The 16,461-nt window shown below is 56.1% G+C and carries 16 protein-coding genes; 13 read left to right on the top strand and 3 right to left on the bottom strand.

The features are described 5' to 3' along the window. Positions 1-34 precede the first annotated feature (34 nt). The 10 genes from M495_RS01085 (at position 35) to hemB (ending at position 8,896) form a co-directional block, all read left to right on the top strand. Entirely contained in the window at positions 35-565 is a 531-nt protein-coding gene (locus M495_RS01085; RefSeq protein WP_020824837.1) for a DedA family protein, read from the top strand. A 140-nt stretch (positions 566-705) separates the two neighbouring features. Beyond that, on the top strand, positions 706-2,253 hold the full coding sequence (gene rmuC, locus M495_RS01090) for a DNA recombination protein RmuC (protein WP_020824838.1): 1,548 nt from the start codon (positions 706-708) through the stop codon (positions 2,251-2,253). A gap of 79 nt (positions 2,254-2,332) precedes the next feature. Then, on the top strand, positions 2,333-3,088 hold the full coding sequence (gene ubiE, locus M495_RS01095; protein ID WP_020824839.1) for a bifunctional demethylmenaquinone methyltransferase/2-methoxy-6-polyprenyl-1,4-benzoquinol methylase UbiE: 756 nt from the start codon (positions 2,333-2,335) through the stop codon (positions 3,086-3,088). A 13-nt stretch (positions 3,089-3,101) separates the two neighbouring features. Then, on the top strand, positions 3,102-3,710 hold the full coding sequence (ubiJ, locus tag M495_RS01100) for a ubiquinone biosynthesis protein UbiJ (protein WP_020824840.1): 609 nt from the start codon (positions 3,102-3,104) through the stop codon (positions 3,708-3,710). Next, the gene (gene ubiB / locus M495_RS01105) at positions 3,707-5,338 is read left to right on the top strand and encodes a ubiquinone biosynthesis regulatory protein kinase UbiB (protein WP_020824841.1); all 1,632 of its coding nucleotides are present in this window, start codon (positions 3,707-3,709) and stop codon (positions 5,336-5,338) included. The genes ubiJ and ubiB overlap by 4 nt, the downstream gene beginning before the upstream one ends. Positions 5,339-5,418: 80 nt before the next feature. Then, entirely contained in the window at positions 5,419-5,682 is a 264-nt protein-coding gene (gene tatA / locus M495_RS01110; protein ID WP_020824842.1) for a Sec-independent protein translocase subunit TatA, read from the top strand. Positions 5,683-5,685: 3 nt separating this feature from the next. Then, complete coding sequence (gene tatB / locus M495_RS01115) at positions 5,686-6,252, top strand: Sec-independent protein translocase protein TatB (protein ID WP_020824843.1); 567 nt, start codon at positions 5,686-5,688, stop codon at positions 6,250-6,252. Between the two features lie 3 nt (positions 6,253-6,255). Further along, positions 6,256-7,026: a Sec-independent protein translocase subunit TatC gene (gene tatC / locus M495_RS01120; protein WP_020824844.1), complete on the top strand. Its 771-nt coding sequence runs from the start codon at positions 6,256-6,258 to the stop codon at positions 7,024-7,026. Between the two features lie 50 nt (positions 7,027-7,076). After that, positions 7,077-7,859 (top strand): 3'-5' ssDNA/RNA exonuclease TatD, encoded by a 783-nt coding sequence (gene tatD / locus M495_RS01125; RefSeq protein ID WP_041415158.1) that lies wholly within the window; start codon positions 7,077-7,079, stop codon positions 7,857-7,859. Positions 7,860-7,873: 14 nt separating this feature from the next. After that, complete coding sequence (hemB, locus tag M495_RS01130; protein WP_020824846.1) at positions 7,874-8,896, top strand: porphobilinogen synthase; 1,023 nt, start codon at positions 7,874-7,876, stop codon at positions 8,894-8,896. Positions 8,897-8,941: 45 nt separating this feature from the next. Here hemB and rfaH read toward each other — a convergent pair whose 3' ends face one another. After that, positions 8,942-9,430, bottom strand: a complete 489-nt coding sequence (gene rfaH, locus M495_RS01135; RefSeq protein ID WP_020824847.1) for a transcription/translation regulatory transformer protein RfaH — start codon at positions 9,428-9,430, stop codon at positions 8,942-8,944. A 244-nt stretch (positions 9,431-9,674) separates the two neighbouring features. Here rfaH and pepE point away from each other — a divergent pair, with 244 nt between their 5' ends. The 3 genes from pepE (at position 9,675) to fre (ending at position 12,860) form a co-directional block, all read left to right on the top strand. After that, positions 9,675-10,400: a dipeptidase PepE gene (pepE, locus tag M495_RS01140; RefSeq protein WP_020824848.1), complete on the top strand. Its 726-nt coding sequence runs from the start codon at positions 9,675-9,677 to the stop codon at positions 10,398-10,400. A 63-nt stretch (positions 10,401-10,463) separates the two neighbouring features. Then, the gene (gene ubiD / locus M495_RS01145; protein WP_020824849.1) at positions 10,464-11,984 is read left to right on the top strand and encodes a 4-hydroxy-3-polyprenylbenzoate decarboxylase; all 1,521 of its coding nucleotides are present in this window, start codon (positions 10,464-10,466) and stop codon (positions 11,982-11,984) included. A gap of 174 nt (positions 11,985-12,158) precedes the next feature. After that, positions 12,159-12,860 (top strand): NAD(P)H-flavin reductase, encoded by a 702-nt coding sequence (fre, locus tag M495_RS01150; RefSeq protein WP_020824850.1) that lies wholly within the window; start codon positions 12,159-12,161, stop codon positions 12,858-12,860. 168 nt (positions 12,861-13,028) lie between these two features. Here the strand turns inward: fre and fadA are convergent, their stop codons facing one another. Together fadA and fadB are read right to left on the bottom strand one after the other, a co-directional pair. Continuing rightward, on the bottom strand, positions 13,029-14,192 hold the full coding sequence (gene fadA, locus M495_RS01155) for an acetyl-CoA C-acyltransferase FadA (RefSeq protein WP_020824851.1): 1,164 nt from the start codon (positions 14,190-14,192) through the stop codon (positions 13,029-13,031). A 10-nt stretch (positions 14,193-14,202) separates the two neighbouring features. Then, positions 14,203-16,392, bottom strand: a complete 2,190-nt coding sequence (gene fadB, locus M495_RS01160) for a fatty acid oxidation complex subunit alpha FadB (RefSeq protein ID WP_020824852.1) — start codon at positions 16,390-16,392, stop codon at positions 14,203-14,205. Between the last annotated feature and the right edge of the window lie 69 nt (positions 16,393-16,461).

Here is a 16,461-nt window from a genome sequence, read left to right on the forward strand (position 1 = left end):
CTTGGGGCAGTAAATCCCGCATCAGGAGCCCGTATTGAGCCTCAATGACATTATCCACTGGATCAGCGAGACCGTGCGTCAGCACGAAGGCTGGGCCATCCCGATTATCTTCTTCCTGGCGTTTGGCGAATCGCTGGCGTTCCTGTCGCTGCTGTTGCCGGCCACGGTGATCTTGCTGGCGCTGGGTGCGCTGATTGGCGAAAGCGGCATTGCCTTTTGGCCTATCTGGGCCGCCGCCGCTGCGGGCGCTTTCTTTGGTGACTGGCTTTCTTACTGGATTGGCTACCACTATCAAGATCGTGTGGCGCACATGTGGCCGCTATCGCGTAATCCGCAGTTGCTGACGCGCGGGCATGCGTTTTTTGAGCGCTGGGGCGTGCTGGGCATTTTCATTGGCCGCTTCTTTGGTCCGTTGCGCGCCGTGGTCCCGCTGGTTGGTGGCATTTGCGGTATGCCCCAGCGTTATTTTCAGGTGGCGAATATTACTTCGGCGATGATCTGGGCGTTCGGCATTCTCGCGCCGGGAGCGTTTGGCATCAAGTGGTTAAGCCAGTGGTTTGGCTAATCTTTGCCTGACTTGCGCAGCGGTTCGCAATAATGCGCCGTCGGGACGAAATCAGGCTGGACATCCATACAGCATCCCCTTAACGTGACGGGCAGCGGGCGGATAAAACGCCGGAACGGTCAGGTGTAACAGGAGGCAGGGTGGATACCAGTTTGGTTTACGGTATAGGCGGGGTGACGGTAGGCCTGCTGTTGGGCTGGTTAATCGCCAGCCTGAGGGTGCAGCAGTCCCATGCGCAGCATGAAACCGAGCTGCGGCTGCTGGAACAATCGCTGCAACAGGCGCAGCAGGAAACGGCATCCCGGCAAGAGACGCTCCTGCGCAATGAACAGCAAATGCGGCAGAACGATATGGAGCTGCGCAATTTGCACAGCCAGCTGGCTGCCGGGCACGAAAAGCTTCAGCAGCTTAATCACTGGCGCAACGAGTGCGAATTGTTGAACCAGGAACTGCGTGCCCAGCGTGAAGTGAACAGCGCCCAAGAAGCCGAGCTGCGTGAGGTGACCATCCGTCTGGAGGAAACCCGCATGGCGGCGGAAGAGAAGCAGCGCCTGTTGATCAATAGCGAGCAGCGTCTCACCACCCAGTTTGAAAATTTGGCCAACCGCATTTTTGAACACAGCGGTCGCAAGGTGGATGAGCAAAATAAGCAAAGTCTGGATCGTCTGCTGTTGCCGTTGCGTGAGCAACTGGACGGTTTTCGCCGCCAGGTGCAGGACAGTTTTGGCCAGGAAGCTCGCGAACGGCATACGCTGACCCACGAAATACGCAACCTGCAGCAGCTTAATGCGCAAATGGCGCGTGAGGCCATAAACCTGACCAAGGCCCTGAAAGGGGATAATAAAACCCAGGGTAATTGGGGCGAGGTGGTATTAAGTCGGGTGCTGGAAGCCTCGGGCCTGCGGGAAGGGCACGAATACGAAACGCAGGTCAACGTGCGGCTGGACCATCAGAGTCGGATGCAGCCCGACGTTATCGTGCGCCTGCCGCAGGGCAAGGACGTGGTGATCGATGCAAAAATGTCGCTGGTGGCCTATGAACGTTACTTCAACAGCGAAGATGAAGTGGAGCGTGAGACGGCGCTGAGTGAGCATATTGCCTCGCTACGTGGCCATATTCGTCTGCTGGGCCGTAAGGATTATCAGCAATTGCCCGGCCTGCGTTCGCTGGACTACGTGTTGATGTTTATACCGGTGGAGCCGGCTTTCCTTTTGGCCATAGACCGTGAGCCGGAGCTGATTAGCGAAGCGCTCAAGCACAACATTATGCTGGTGAGCCCAACCACCTTGCTGGTCGCCCTGCGCACCATCACCAACCTGTGGCGCTATGAACATCAGAGCCAGAATGCTCAACGCATTGCCGACCGGGCTGCGCGGCTGTATGACAAAATGCGGTTGTTCGTTGACGACATGTCGGCGCTTGGGCAGAGCCTGGACAAGGCTCAGGGGAGTTATCGCCAGGCGATGAACAAACTGAGTGAAGGCCGTGGTAATCTTATCGGCCAGACCGAGGGGTTCCGCGCGCTGGGGGTTGAGGTGAAAAGGCCTATCAACCCGCTGCTGGCCCAGCAGGCCAGCGCACAGCATGACGAAGAATTCGAGGCAGCGGGCGAAGATGACATTGACGCGCTGCCGGGGGCGGAGGATGACGACGCCGCAGAGCAACCACGCTCCGCATCGCAGGCATGACAGCCGCGGCGAGGTGGGGTATTTCGTGGGGTTCTGGTACACTCAACCACACTAAATTGACTGAATAGCAGGCAGGACAATGGCAGATCAACCGCAGGAAACCACCGATTTCGGTTTTCGCACCGTAGCTCGAGACGAAAAGCAGGCCATGGTGGCAGACGTTTTTCATTCGGTAGCGGCAAAGTATGACGTGATGAACGACCTGATGTCGTTTGGTATCCACCGTATCTGGAAGCGTTTTACCATTGATTGCAGCGGCGTGCGCCGTGGGCAGCGTGTGTTGGATCTGGCCGGTGGTACTGGTGATCTGGCCGCCAAGTTCTCCCGCATGGTCGGTGAGCAGGGGCAGGTGGTGCTGGCGGACATCAACGATTCCATGCTGAAAATGGGGCGCGAGAAGCTGCGGGACCGCGGCATTGTCGGCAACGTCAGCTATGTGCAGGCCAACGCCGAAGCGCTGCCGTTCCCGGACAACTATTTTGACTGCATCACCATCTCCTTCGGCCTGCGCAACGTCACTGACAAAGACAAGGCACTGCGCTCCATGTTCCGCGTGTTGAAACCGGGTGGCCGTTTGTTGGTGCTGGAGTTCTCCAAACCCTTGCTGGCCCCGTTGAGCAAGGCTTACGACGCTTATTCTTTCCACGTGTTGCCGAAAATCGGCGAACTGGTGGTGAAGGATCCAGAAAGCTACCGTTACCTCGCTGAGTCGATCCGCATGCATCCAGATCAGGAAACGCTGAAGGGTATGATGGGCGCTGCCGGGTTTGACAACGTGACCTATTTTAACCTGACCGGCGGTATTGTAGCCCTGCATCGCGGCTTCAAATTCTAATATGGACATGCCGATGCTGTTAACCCCTTTGTTGACCGGCGTGCTGGAAACATCGCTCAATAGCCTGCTGTTCCGCGATCGCAGCATGAAGGCTGCGCGTCTTCGCCTGGCTGGCAAGGTGCTGCGCATAGAGTTGCAGGAGCTTGCTTCGCCGTTGGTACTGATCTTCAGTGAGCAGCGAGTCGATGTGCTTGGTCAGTCTGACGATACCGCCGACTGCACGGTGCGCAGCCGCATATCGGTACTGCTGAAACTGCGGGACCGCCAACAGCTTTCGCCCTTGATGCGCAGCGGCGAGCTGATTGTTGAAGGTGATATTCAGGTGGTACAGCAGTTGGTTGGTCTGCTTGACCTTGCTGAGTGGGACCCGGCGGAATGGCTGGCGCCTTATATCGGCGATATTGCCGCACAAGGCGTCACTCAGGCGTTCGGCAAGGGCGCGAATTTGCTGAAGAAAGGCTTGCAGCGTCAACAGCATTACGTGGCCGAAACCCTGACGGAAGAGTGGCGTGTGGCTCCTGGCCCGCTGGAAGTGGTGTGGTTTAACGAAGAAGTTGACGCCACCGTTCGCAGTGCCGAAGCGCTGATTGCTCGCATGGACAAGTTGGAGGGTAAACGATGACCCCTGGCGAACTACGCCGCCTGTATTTGATCGTCCGCGTTTTCCTCAGTTATGGCCTGGATGAACTGATCCCCAAGATGCGTTTGACGTTGCCGTTGCGCTTTGGCCGACGTCTGCTGTTTTGGATGCCAAACCGCCACGCGGATAAACCGCTGGGGGAGCGTCTGCGGCTGGCCTTGCAGGAACTGGGGCCGGTATGGATTAAGTTTGGTCAGATGATGTCTACCCGTCGTGACCTGTTCCCGCCACAGATTGCCGATCAACTGACGTTGCTGCAGGACAGGGTTGCCCCCTTCGACGGCGCCCTGGCGCGCAAGCATATCGAATTGGCGATGGGCGGCCCACTGGAAACCTGGTTCGATGATTTTGACCAACAGGCGCTTGCTTCGGCATCCATAGCTCAGGTCCATACCGCACGGCTGAAAACCACCGGGCAGGAAGTGGTGCTGAAGGTGATCCGGCCGGATATCGGGCCGATCATCAAGGCCGACGTTCGCCTGATGTATCGTCTGGCGGCCTGGGTGCCAAAACTGATGCCGGACGGTCGCCGTTTGCGCCCGCGTGAAGTGGTGCGCGAATATGAAAAGACCTTGCTGGACGAACTGAACCTGTTGCGCGAAGCGGCCAACGCCATTCAACTGCGCCGTAATTTCGACGGCAGCCCGATGCTGTATGTGCCCGAGGTGTATTCCGATTACTGCCGCGAAAGCGTGTTGGTGATGGAGCGTATCTACGGCATCCCAGTTTCGGATATTCCTACGTTGGAGAAGCAGGGCACCAACATGAAATTGTTGGCCGAACGCGGGGTACAGGTGTTCTTTACCCAGGTCTTCCGCGACAGCTTCTTCCATGCGGACATGCATCCCGGCAATATCTTTGTCAGCTATGAGCATCCTGAAGATCCCTGCTACATCGGCATTGACTGCGGTATTGTCGGTTCGCTGAACAAAGATGATAAGCGTTATCTGGCGGAAAATTTTATCGCCTTCTTCAACCGCGACTACCGTAAGGTGGCAGAGTTGCATGTTGATTCAGGCTGGGTACCGCGAGATACCAACGTGGAGGATTTCGAGTTCGCTATCCGCACCGTGTGCGAGCCTATTTTCGAAAAACCGCTGTCGGAAATTTCGTTCGGCAACGTCTTGTTAAATCTGTTCAACACCGCGCGCCGTTTCAATATGGAAGTACAACCCCAACTGGTGTTATTGCAGAAGACCTTACTGTATGTTGAAGGTCTGGGACGCCAGCTCTATCCGCAGTTGGATCTGTGGACTACCGCCAAGCCTTTCCTGGAAAGTTGGATGCGCGATCAGGTCGGTATTCCGGCGGTGATCCGGGCACTGAAAGAAAAAGCGCCGTTTTGGGCGGAGAAACTGCCCGAATTGCCTGAATTATTTTACGATAGCCTGCAGCAACATAAGCTGTTGCAACAAAGCGTTGATAAGCTGACCAATCAGATGCAGGCTCAGCGCGTTCGCCAAGGGCAATCACGTTATTTGTTCGGCGTTGGCGCTACACTGTTAGTAAGCGGTACGATTTTGCTGTTGGGGGACGTCGAGGTGTTTCCCGCATGGCTGATGGCCGCCGGCATCGTATCCTGGGTGATTGGCTGGAAGCGAACCACCTGAATTGATTCGAAACTCTGGTAAAATCTGCCGTATAATGCGACGGATTTTGAAAAAACCCTGTAAAAATAGAGGTAATTGCAATGGGCGGTATTAGTATTACGCAATTGTTGATCATCGCAGTGATCGTGGTGCTGCTGTTTGGTACCAAAAAACTCCGTACTCTGGGGTCTGATCTCGGTGCATCAATCAAGGGCTTCAAAAAGGCGATCGGCGATGACAACACGCCGCCGACCAACACGGCTGAGAAAAGCAGCCTGGATGACGCTGACTTCACGGCCAAGCCTATTACCGATAAGCAGCCGGAAGTGAAAGCGGAAGAGTCGAAGAACAAAGAGCAGGTATAAACCGTGTTTGACATTGGGTTTAGTGAACTGCTGCTGGTTCTGGTGATTGGCCTGGTGGTACTCGGGCCAGAACGGTTGCCGGTAGCGGTAAGAACAGTTTCGGGCTGGATCCGCGCGCTGCGTTCGCTTGCGGCTTCGGTGCAGAACGAACTTTCTCAGGAACTGAAGCTGCAGGAACTGCAGGACAGCCTGAAAAAGGTAGAGAAGGCCGGCATGCAGAATTTGTCGCCGGAGCTGAAGGCGTCAATGGATGAGCTGAAAGACGCAGCGGAATCGCTGAAACGCTCTTATCAGGGCGACAGTGGCACCAAAATCGAACCTGCGCACACCATCCATAACCCTCTGGTCACAGACCCGGAAGCCATTCATGACGGCGTGACGCCGGCGGAAGCCGCGGCCGTAGCATCCTCTCCGGCTGCAGTGCCGGAGCCGGTTGTAACGGCAACGCCGCAGGCTGCGCAGCCGGTCATTGCACCGGTGAAACAACCGGTCGAGCCGGCTGTTCAGGTAACCCCAGAACCTGTTGTGGATAAAACCCCAGCGTCTCACCAACCTAGTGGCGATCGTTAAAACATGGCTGTTGAAGATACCCAACCCCTTATCAGTCATCTGATAGAACTGCGTAAGCGGTTGTTAAACTCGATTATCAGCATACTGGCGATTTTCCTGGTGCTGGTTTTTTTCGCCAATGATATTTATCAACTGGTGTCCGCGCCGCTGATCAAGCAGTTGCCTGCCGGGGCGAGCATGATCGCCACAGACGTGGCCTCACCTTTCTTTACCCCGATCAAATTGACGATGATCGTCTCGGTGTTCGTGTCCGCACCGGTTATCTTGTATCAGGTCTGGTCCTTCATCGCGCCGGCGTTGTATAAGCATGAACGTCGCCTGATGATGCCTTTACTGGTCTCCAGCAGCCTGCTGTTTTATCTCGGCATGGCCTTTGCCTACTTTATCGTCTTCCCGCTGGCGTTCGGCTTTTTTGCCAAAACCGCGCCGGCCGGGGTGATGATTGCCACCGACATCAATAACTATCTCGACTTCGTCATGGCGCTGTTTATGGCGTTTGGCGTGGCGTTTGAGGTGCCGGTTGCCATTATTTTGCTGTGCTGGAGTGGCGTCACCTCACCGGAAGATCTGAAAAAGAAACGTCCTTACGTTCTGGTCGGGGCTTTCGTGGTCGGCATGCTTCTGACCCCGCCGGATGTGTTCTCGCAAACCCTGCTGGCCATTCCGATGTATCTGTTGTTTGAAGTGGGCGTGTTCTTTGCCCGTTTCTACACCGGTAAACGTCGTCCGCAACCGGAAGAAGAAGACGAGGGTGACGAACCCCCGGAACCTTAAATTGTTTGCTCCTGAGCCGCCCGATGGGCGGCTTTTGCATTGGGAAAACCATGTTTGATATTGGCGTAAACCTCACCAGTTCACAGTTTGCCAAAGACGGCCCAGCGGTGCTGGATCGCGCACGAGCCGCAGGTGTGACAGGGCTATTGATTACCGGTACTGATTTGCAGGAAAGCCAGGCTGCTTGTGAACTGGCGCAGCAGCATCCTGGTTATTGCTGGTCCACCGCCGGTGTGCATCCCCATCAGGCCAGCAGTTGGAATGAGCAGACCGCGGAGCGGATCCGCGAGTTGGCCTCGCAGCAGCAGGTCGTAGCGATAGGTGAATGCGGGCTGGACTTTAACCGTAACTTTTCTACCCCAGAGCAGCAGGAGAGGGCATTCAGCGCCCAGCTGGCGCTGGCGGCGGAGCTGGAGATGCCGGTTTTTCTTCACTGCCGTGATGCGCACGCACGTTTTGCCGCACTGTTGACGCCGTGGTTGGATAAACTGCCCGCGGCTGTGGTGCACTGTTTTACCGGCACCGCCGAAGAATTAGAAAGTTGCTTGTCGCTGGGCCTGTCGATCGGGATTACCGGTTGGGTCTGTGATGAGCGACGTGGCCTGGAGTTGCGTGCATTGCTGCCGCAGATCCCGGCCGAACGTCTGTTGTTGGAAACCGACGCACCCTATCTGTTGCCCCGGGATTTACATCCGAAACCTGCATCTCGCCGCAACGAACCCTGTTTTTTGCCTCATATCGTCCGGCAGGTGGCTACCTGGCGACAAGAAGATCCCGAATGGCTGGGGCAGAAAACCGATGAGAACGCCCGCCGGCTATTCCGGCTGGAATGAGTTAGGAGAAAACTATGAGCTATGCATTTCCGGGTACCTTCCCGGGTCGCCGTATGCGCCGTGTGCGCCGTCACGATTTCAGCCGCCGCCTGGTGGCCGAGAACCAACTGACGGTTAACGACCTGATTTATCCGGTATTTGTCATGGAAGGCAGTAACCGTCAGGAAGCGGTGGCATCGATGCCCGGCGTATCGCGCATGAGCATCGATCTGCTGATCAAAGAAGCGGAAGCTATCGCCAAACTTGGCGTGCCGGTGATCTCCCTGTTCCCGGTGATTGAACCTGGCCTGAAGTCACTGCATGCGGAAGAAGCTTATAACCCGGAAGGTCTGGTACAGCGTACGGTGCGTGCACTGAAAGACGCGGTGCCTGAGCTGGGTATTCTGACGGACGTGGCGCTCGATCCCTACACCACTCACGGTCAGGACGGCGTTATCGACGAACAAGGTTATGTCATTAACGACATCACCAAAGAGATCCTGGTTCGTCAGGCGCTGTCTCACGCGGAAGCCGGAGCAGAGATCGTGGCACCCAGTGACATGATGGACGGCCGTATCGGCGCGATCCGCGATCGCCTGGAACATCAGGGCCTGGTGAATACTCAAATCATGGCTTACTCCGCCAAATATGCGTCTTGCTACTATGGCCCGTTCCGCGATGCGCTCGGTTCCAGCGGTAATCTGAAAGGCGGCAACAAGAAAACCTATCAGATGGACCCGGCCAACAGCGACGAAGCGCTGCAGGAGATCGCACAGGACCTGCAGGAAGGTGCGGATATGGTGATGGTGAAGCCTGGTATGCCGTATCTCGATGTAGTGCGTCGGGTGAAGGATACCTTTGGCGTGCCGACTTTCGCCTATCAGGTTTCCGGTGAGTATGCGATGCACATGGCGGCGATTCAAAATGGTTGGTTGCAGGAGCAACCGGCGGTGATGGAATCGCTGATGTGCTTTAAGCGTGCCGGCGCCGATGGCGTACTGACCTACTTCGCCAAGCGAGTCGCTCAGTGGATGCATGACGAAGCGATGCAGCGCTAAGGCGTAAGTCATCTATGTAAAAGGCGCCCTGGGCGCCTTTTTGCATTACAGTTTTTGGAATTGCCGGTTATCCACGCTTTGGCTGACCTGCTTGTTGATCAGATTCAGCAGCAGCATCGAACGGGCTTCGCCGTCCGGCTCGGTGTAAATCGCCTTCAGCCCTTCGAACACGCCATCGACGATTAACACGCTATCACCCGGCTGTGGCGTTTCCGGATCGACGTAGGTTTCACCGGTATGCGTCTGCAGCTCTTCGATGACTTTCTGCGGGATAGTGGTCGGCGTTGAACCAAAGCGTACAAAGTGGCTGACACCACGAGTTGCACTGATGGTGGTGGTGTGGATGCGCTCCGGATCGAACTTCACAAACAGGTAGTTCGGAAACAGGGGTTCGCTGACCGCAATGCGTTTACCGCGTACGATCTTTTCCAGCGTTATGATCGGACTCAGGCAGTTCACTTCCTGCCGTTCCAAATGGTCCTGCGCCCGTAAAAGTTGGCCGCGCTTGCAATACAGTAGGTACCAAGATTCCATAATTTCACATGCCTTTCTGTCAGCCGGTAAGCATATCAAAAGCCATTACGGATACATAGTGATGCAAGTTTCAGCATGTAACGGCCGCTATCTGCATGAATCGTTGGCAATTAGCGAGGGGTCACACACTTATTCGCACGGCTTGGGTATAACAGAGGGCTAAAAATTTGTTACCGTCGGAGTATGCCTTGTGCTGCTTTCGTCGGGTGTGACGTTATTCATCGTTTTCGATTGAGGGGGAAAAATGGAGTTATTTTTGTTGAGCAACGGCAAGCTGTCCGGTGAGGATGAGCTGCTGGGTTATGCCAAGAGCCACTTGCTGGCGATGATCGCGCGCCGTGGCATTACGTCCGCCGTATTTATCCCCTATGCCATGATCCGCAGCGATTACGATAAGCGTGCACAGGAACTGGCGAAAATTCTCGGCATCAAGGTCACCAGTATTCACCACGCCGACTCTCCCGCGGCGGCGATTGAACAGGCAGAATGCATTTTGGTCAGCGGCGGCAATACCTGGATGCTGAACCAGATGCTGCATGAAAACGGCCTAATCGTCCCGATTCAACGGGCGGTTCGTGAACGTAACGTGCCCTACGTGGGGTGGAGCGCAGGGTGTAACGTTGCCACACCAAGTATTCGCACCACCAATGACATGCCGGTGCGTAACAGCGTCGTACTGCCAGCGCTGAGCCTGTTCCCGGTGCAGATTAACCCACATTACATCGACGCCCATATTAGCGGCCACATGGGGGAAACCCGTGATGAACGCCTGGCCGAGTTCTGCGCGGTTAACCCGAGCGAATCCGTGGTGGCGCTGCGCGAGGGCAGCCTGTTGCACGTTGAGGGTAATGATCTGCGTTACTTTAGCGCCAGAGATCAAGGTTTCAAGGTGTTCCGCCACGGTGTGGAAACTCAGGAATATCGCGATACCCGGGCATTGCGTCCGCTGGTGCCCTTTACCTGCCACTAACGCCGACGATGTCTTTACCGGTGTTTAACAAAAGTGCAGCAACAACTGTGAAGAGGGCTTATAATGCCCTCCTCACTGGCCGTTATAATGATCAGCATGAAATACCGTGACTTACGCGATTTCCTCTCGTTGCTGGAAAAGAGAGGGGAACTAAAACGCATCAGCCAGCCGATTGATCCCTATCTGGAAATGACAGAAATTGCCGATCGTACTTTACGTGCGGGCGGCCCGGCACTGCTGTTCGAAAACCCTAAAGGGTACGATATGCCGGTGTTGTGCAATCTGTTCGGTACCGCCAACCGCGTTGCGATGGGCATGGGCCAGGAAGATGTCAGCTCGTTGCGCGAGGTCGGCAAGTTGCTGGCGTTCCTGAAAGAGCCAGAGCCGCCGAAGGGCTTTCGCGATCTGTTCGACAAACTGCCGAAGTTCAAACAAGTGTTGAACATGCCGACCAAGGTGTTGGGTTCAGCCCCTTGTCAGGAACAAGTATGGCAGGGCGATGACGTTGATCTCAGCCGTATCCCGGTGATGCACTGCTGGCCGGAAGACGCTGCGCCGCTGATCACCTGGGGGCTGACGGTAACCCGCGGGCCGCAAAAAGAGCGCCAGAATCTTGGCATCTATCGCCAGCAGGTGCTGAGCAAAAATAAAGTGATCATGCGTTGGCTGTCCCACCGTGGCGGCGCGTTGGATTATCAGGAATGGTGTCAGGCGCACCCTGGTGAGCGTTTCCCGGTTGCGGTGGCATTAGGGGCGGATCCCGCCACTATCCTCGGCGCGGTGACGCCGGTACCGGATACCCTGTCTGAATATGCTTTTGCCGGGCTGCTGCGTGGCAACAAAACCGAAGTGGTCAAGTGCCTCTCCTGCGATTTGGAAGTGCCGGCCAGCGCGGAAATCGTGTTGGAAGGCTACATTGAACCGGGTGAAATGGCACCGGAAGGCCCGTATGGCGATCACACCGGTTACTACAACGAGATCGACCACTTCCCGGTATTTACCATCACTCACATCACCCAGCGTCGCGATGCCATTTACCACTCGACCTACACCGGCCGTCCGCCGGATGAGCCTGCGGTGCTGGGCGTGGCGCTGAACGAAGTCTTCGTTCCCATTCTGCAAAAGCAGTTCCCGGAAATTGTCGATTTCTATCTGCCGCCCGAAGGCTGTTCTTATCGTCTGGCGGTGGTGACCATCAAGAAACAGTATGCTGGTCATGCTAAACGCGTAATGATGGGCGTCTGGTCGTTCCTGCGTCAATTTATGTACACCAAGTTTGTTATCGTCTGCGACGATGACGTCAATGCGCGTGACTGGAATGATGTGATTTGGGCGATTACCACCAGAATGGATCCGGCAAGGGATACCGTGATGGTGGAGAATACGCCGATCGATTATCTGGACTTCGCCTCACCGGTTTCCGGTTTGGGTTCGAAGATGGGGCTGGATGCCACCAATAAATGGCCGGGTGAAACCGAGCGCGAATGGGGCCGTCCGATTGAGATGGATGAAAAGGTGCGTGCGCGCATCGATGACATCTGGGATGAGCTCGCAATTTTCAGTGACAGAGAACCGACATTATAATGTACCCAAAATAATTGGAGTTGCATTGCGGCGGCAACGCAGCGCACCCCAAGAGCTTACTTGAGTAAGTGACTGGGGTAAGCGAGAAAAGCCAACAAAGATGCAGCTTCAAATATGAAGGGGATGTCAGGCTCTGTTCTCAGTTTTGCATTGATGACCCGACAGAGGGAACGCATGACAATATTGAGCTGTAAAGTGACCTCCGTAGAGGCCATTACCGATACGGTTTACCGGGTACGTTTGGTGCCAGAGGCGCCGTTTTCTTTCAAGGCAGGGCAGTATCTGATGGTGGTGATGGATGAGCGCGACAAGCGTCCGTTCTCGCTGGCATCGACCCCGACAGAGCAGGATTATATTGAACTGCATATCGGTGCTTCGGAACTGAATCTGTACGCCATGGCAGTGATGGATCGCATTCTGAAAGAGCAGGCGATTACCGTTGATATTCCGCACGGTGACGCTTGGCTGCGTGAAGAGGGCAGCCGTCCACTGGTATTGATCGCCGGCGGCACCGGCTTCTCATATGCGCGCTCGATTCTATTGGCCGCACTCGAGCAGCAGCCTGACCGCGATATCTCTATCTATTGGGGCGGACGCGAGCTCAAGCACCTGTATGATTTGAGCGAGCTGGAAGCGCTGTCAGTACAGCATCCGAACCTGAAAGTCATTCCGGTGGTTGAACAGCCGGAAGAAGAGTGGCGTGGCCGCAGCGGCACGGTGCTCAGTGCGGTATTGCAGGATTTCGGTACGCTGGCGGAGCACGACATTTATATTGCCGGTCGTTTCGAGATGGCGAAAATCGCTCGTGAACGCTTCTGTGCCGAACGTGGCGCGCTGGAAGCGCACATGTTTGGCGATGCCTTCTCGTTTATCTAAGCGGCGAAGTGGGTAAAAATGGGGTGGCCAATGGCTGCCCTTTTTTATTGGCCGTCTGCGGATTTCAGGCATAAAAAAACCCGCCCCTGACAGGCGGGAAGTACGGCAACTAAACTTGTTGGCGTGCTGCGGTTTAAAGTGTGACGCAGTCAGGCCAAATAGACACAGCTAAACGCGTTCAAAGACGGTGGCAATCCCCTGGCCCAGGCCAATACACATGGTCGCCAGACCGAACTGCACATCGCGGCGTTCCATGTTGTTCAGCAGGGTGGTAGAGATGCGGGAGCCCGAGCAACCCAGCGGGTGACCCAGCGCAATGGCGCCGCCGTTCAGGTTGATCTTGTCATCGATGCTGTCCAATAGGCCCAGATCCTTGATGCATGGCAATGACTGTGCAGCAAAGGCTTCGTTCAGTTCGAACAGGTCGATGTCCTGCACGGTCAGTCCGGCGCGCTTCAACGCCAGCTTGCTGGCAGGCACCGGGCCGTAGCCCATAATGGACGGATCGCAGCCGACGACCGCCATTGAGCGAATGCGTGCACGGGCTTTCAGACCGAGCGCTTTGGCACGAGATTCACTCATCAGCAGCATGGCGGATGCCCCGTCGGACAAGGCCGAAGAGGTGCCGGCGGTCACAGTGCCGTTGACCGGATCGAATGCCGGGCGCAGTGCCGCAAGGCTTTCAACGGTGGTTTCCGGGCGGATCACTTCGTCGAAGTCATAACGGGTCAGCACACCGTCGGCGTCGTGGCCGGTGGTGGGAATAATTTCATTCTTGAAGTAGCCGGCCAGGGTGGCGGCATGCGCACGTTGGTGCGAACGCGCGGCGAACTCGTCCTGCATCTGACGGCTGATATTGTGTATCTTGGCCAGCATCTCGGCGGTCAGGCCCATCATGCCGGCGGCTTTTGCCACGCTGCGGCTGAGCCCCGGGTGGAAATCCACGCCGTGGTTCATCGGCACGTGGCCCATATGTTCGACGCCGCCAATCAGGCTGACGTGCGCGTCGCCGACCATAATGGCGCGCGCTGCATCGTGCAGCGCCTGCATGGAGGAGCCGCATAACCGGTTGACGGTTACGGCCGGTACGCTGTGCGGGATCTCTGCCAGCAGCGAAGCGTTACGGGCGATGTTAAAGCCCTGCTCCAGCGTCTGTTGCACACAACCCCAGTAAATGTCGTCAATTTCGGCTGCGTCCAACGCCGAATTGCGGCTCAGTACGGCACGCATCAGGTGAGCGGAAAGATCTTCGGCTCGTACCTGGCGGAAGGCTCCGCCCTTGGAGCGGCCCATCGGCGTGCGTACGGCATCAACAATAACTACGTTTTCCATCTTTATGACCTCATGCCGGTTGGCCAGTGGAGACATCGGACAGCGGCGCTGCCACCGGGTAGTAGCTTTCATTACGTTCGGCTTTGGCGCGCAGGCCGGAAGGCACCTGATACAGAGCGCCAAGATGCGCGTAACGCTGAGCCAGTTCGACGTAATGGGTGGTGCCAAGCGTATCCAGGTAGCGGAATACCCCTCCGTGGAACGGCGGGAAACCGATGCCGTAGACCAGTGCCATATCTGCCTCGGCCGGGCTGGCGATGATGTTTTCTTCCAGACAACGCACCACTTCATTGATCATCGGGATCATCATGCGGGCGATAATTTCTTCGTCACTGACGGTCTGACGTGGCTGGCTGACGGTCGCCAACAGCGCATCGGTTTGCTCATCGTTGTCTTTACGCGGCTTGCCTTTGTTGTCCTGACTGTAACGATAGAAGCCCAACTGATTTTTCTGACCGAAACGCTGGTTATCGAACATCACGTCGATAGCGTCACGGTAATCTTTGCCCATACGCTCAGGGAAACCGGAAGCCATCACTGCCTGGGCATGGTGCGCGGTATCAATCCCCACCACGTCGAGCAGATAAGCCGGGCCCATTGGCCAGCCAAACTGTTTTTCCATCACTTTGTCGATCTGACGGAAATCCGCGCCGTCGCGCAGCAGCAGGCTAAAACCGGCGAAATACGGGAACAGCACGCGGTTGACGAAGAACCCCGGGCAGTCATTCACCACAATCGGCGTTTTACCCATACGACTGGCGTAGGCCACCACCGCAGCAATAGTGCTGTCGCTGGTCTGCTCGCCGCGGATGATTTCTACCAGCGGCATACGGTGTACCGGGTTAAAGAAATGCATGCCGCAGAAATTCTGCGGACGTTTCAGCGATTTCGCCAGATGATTGATCGGAATGGTCGACGTATTGGAAGCCAGGACGGTATCCTCGCCAATCAGACCTTCCACTTCGGACAGCACTGCCGCCTTGATCTTAGGATTCTCGACCACGGCTTCGACGATGACCTGTGCGCGCTCGATACCGGCATAGTCCAGCGTTGGCTGAATGGTCGACAGCACCTGGGCCATCTTCATGCCGTCCAACTTGCCGCGCTCCAACTGCTTGTTCAGCAGCTTGGCGGCTTCATTCATGCCGAGCGTCAGGGATTTGTCGCTGATGTCTTTCATGATTACCGGCACGCCTTTCAGCGCGGACTGGTAGGCGATGCCGCCACCCATGATACCGGCCCCCAACACAGCAGCTTGCTTCGGTGCTTCAGCATTCAACGCCCGCTTCTTCGCCTGGCTTTTCACAAACTGATCGTTGAGGAAGATGCCGACCAGGGCGCGCGCCTCTTTGGAGCGGGCCAATGGCACAAAGCTGGCGGTTTCCAATTTCAACGCTTCATCGCGACCCAGCTTGGCAGCGGCCTCAATGGTTTTGACCGCGGTCATCGGTGCCGGGTAATGTTTGCCCGCGGTTTGCATCACCATGCCTTTGGCGGTGGTGAAACTCATGGCGGCTTCGATTGGGCTAAGCTTCAATGGCTCGAGCTTTGGCTGACGATAAGCGCGCCAATCCAGTTTGCCGTCGATCGCCTGTTGCAGCATTTTCAGCGCGGCATCGACCAATTTTTCCGGGGCAACCACTGCATCTACCAGGCCAACCTTCAGTGCGTCTTTGGCGCTGACGTCTTTACCGGCGGCGATGATCTCCAGTGCGCTGTCGTTACCCAACAGGCGTGGTAAACGTACGGAACCGCCGAAACCAGGCATGATGCCCAGTTTGGTTTCCGGCAGGCCAATGCGTGCATCCGGTGAAGCGACGCGGAAGTCTGTAGCCAAAATGCATTCGCAACCGCCGCCGAGCGCATAGCCGTTAATGGCCGAAATGGTCGGTACCGGCAGATCTTCCAACCGGTTAAAGATGCTATTGGCAAAGACCAGCCATTCCTGCAGTTTTTCTGCTGGAGCCGCAAATAAAGAAAGGAACTCGGTGATATCGGCGCCGACAATAAAGGCGGCTTTCGTGGAACGCAGCAGTAGGCCTTTCAGCTCGGTCTGCTTTTCCAAAACCGTGAGCGCTTCGCCCAGGCTGGCAACGGTGCGGGTATCAAGCTTGTTTACAGAACCTGGGGCATTGAACACCAGCTCGGCGATGCCGTTGTCGAGCCAGTGCAGTTGTAATGTTTCGCCTTGGTAGAGCATGTCTATCTCCTGAATCAGCGTTTGATCTGGTATGACCAGATGATGAGGAGTGTGGTTTTTATGTTAACA

This window comes from Serratia liquefaciens ATCC 27592, assembly GCF_000422085.1.
Taxonomy (GTDB): Bacteria; Pseudomonadota; Gammaproteobacteria; order Enterobacterales; family Enterobacteriaceae; genus Serratia; species Serratia liquefaciens.

What these genes read in the sequence shown, in the direction of transcription:
- ubiE (WP_020824839.1), top strand. Translation starts at nt 2,333, where the DNA reads ATGGCAGATCAACCGCAGGAAACCACCGATTTCGGTTTTCGCACCGTA.
- ubiJ (WP_020824840.1), top strand. Translation starts at nt 3,102, where the DNA reads ATGCTGTTAACCCCTTTGTTGACCGGCGTGCTGGAAACATCGCTCAAT.
- ubiB (WP_020824841.1), top strand. Translation starts at nt 3,707, where the DNA reads ATGACCCCTGGCGAACTACGCCGCCTGTATTTGATCGTCCGCGTTTTC.
- tatA (WP_020824842.1), top strand. Translation starts at nt 5,419, where the DNA reads ATGGGCGGTATTAGTATTACGCAATTGTTGATCATCGCAGTGATCGTG.
- tatC (WP_020824844.1), top strand. Translation starts at nt 6,256, where the DNA reads ATGGCTGTTGAAGATACCCAACCCCTTATCAGTCATCTGATAGAACTG.
- tatD (WP_041415158.1), top strand. Translation starts at nt 7,077, where the DNA reads ATGTTTGATATTGGCGTAAACCTCACCAGTTCACAGTTTGCCAAAGAC.
- hemB (WP_020824846.1), top strand. Translation starts at nt 7,874, where the DNA reads ATGAGCTATGCATTTCCGGGTACCTTCCCGGGTCGCCGTATGCGCCGT.
- rfaH (WP_020824847.1), bottom strand. Translation starts at nt 9,430, where the DNA reads ATGGAATCTTGGTACCTACTGTATTGCAAGCGCGGCCAACTTTTACGG.
- pepE (WP_020824848.1), top strand. Translation starts at nt 9,675, where the DNA reads ATGGAGTTATTTTTGTTGAGCAACGGCAAGCTGTCCGGTGAGGATGAG.
- ubiD (WP_020824849.1), top strand. Translation starts at nt 10,464, where the DNA reads ATGCCCTCCTCACTGGCCGTTATAATGATCAGCATGAAATACCGTGAC.
- fre (WP_020824850.1), top strand. Translation starts at nt 12,159, where the DNA reads ATGACAATATTGAGCTGTAAAGTGACCTCCGTAGAGGCCATTACCGAT.
- fadA (WP_020824851.1), bottom strand. Translation starts at nt 14,192, where the DNA reads ATGGAAAACGTAGTTATTGTTGATGCCGTACGCACGCCGATGGGCCGC.
- fadB (WP_020824852.1), bottom strand. Translation starts at nt 16,392, where the DNA reads ATGCTCTACCAAGGCGAAACATTACAACTGCACTGGCTCGACAACGGC.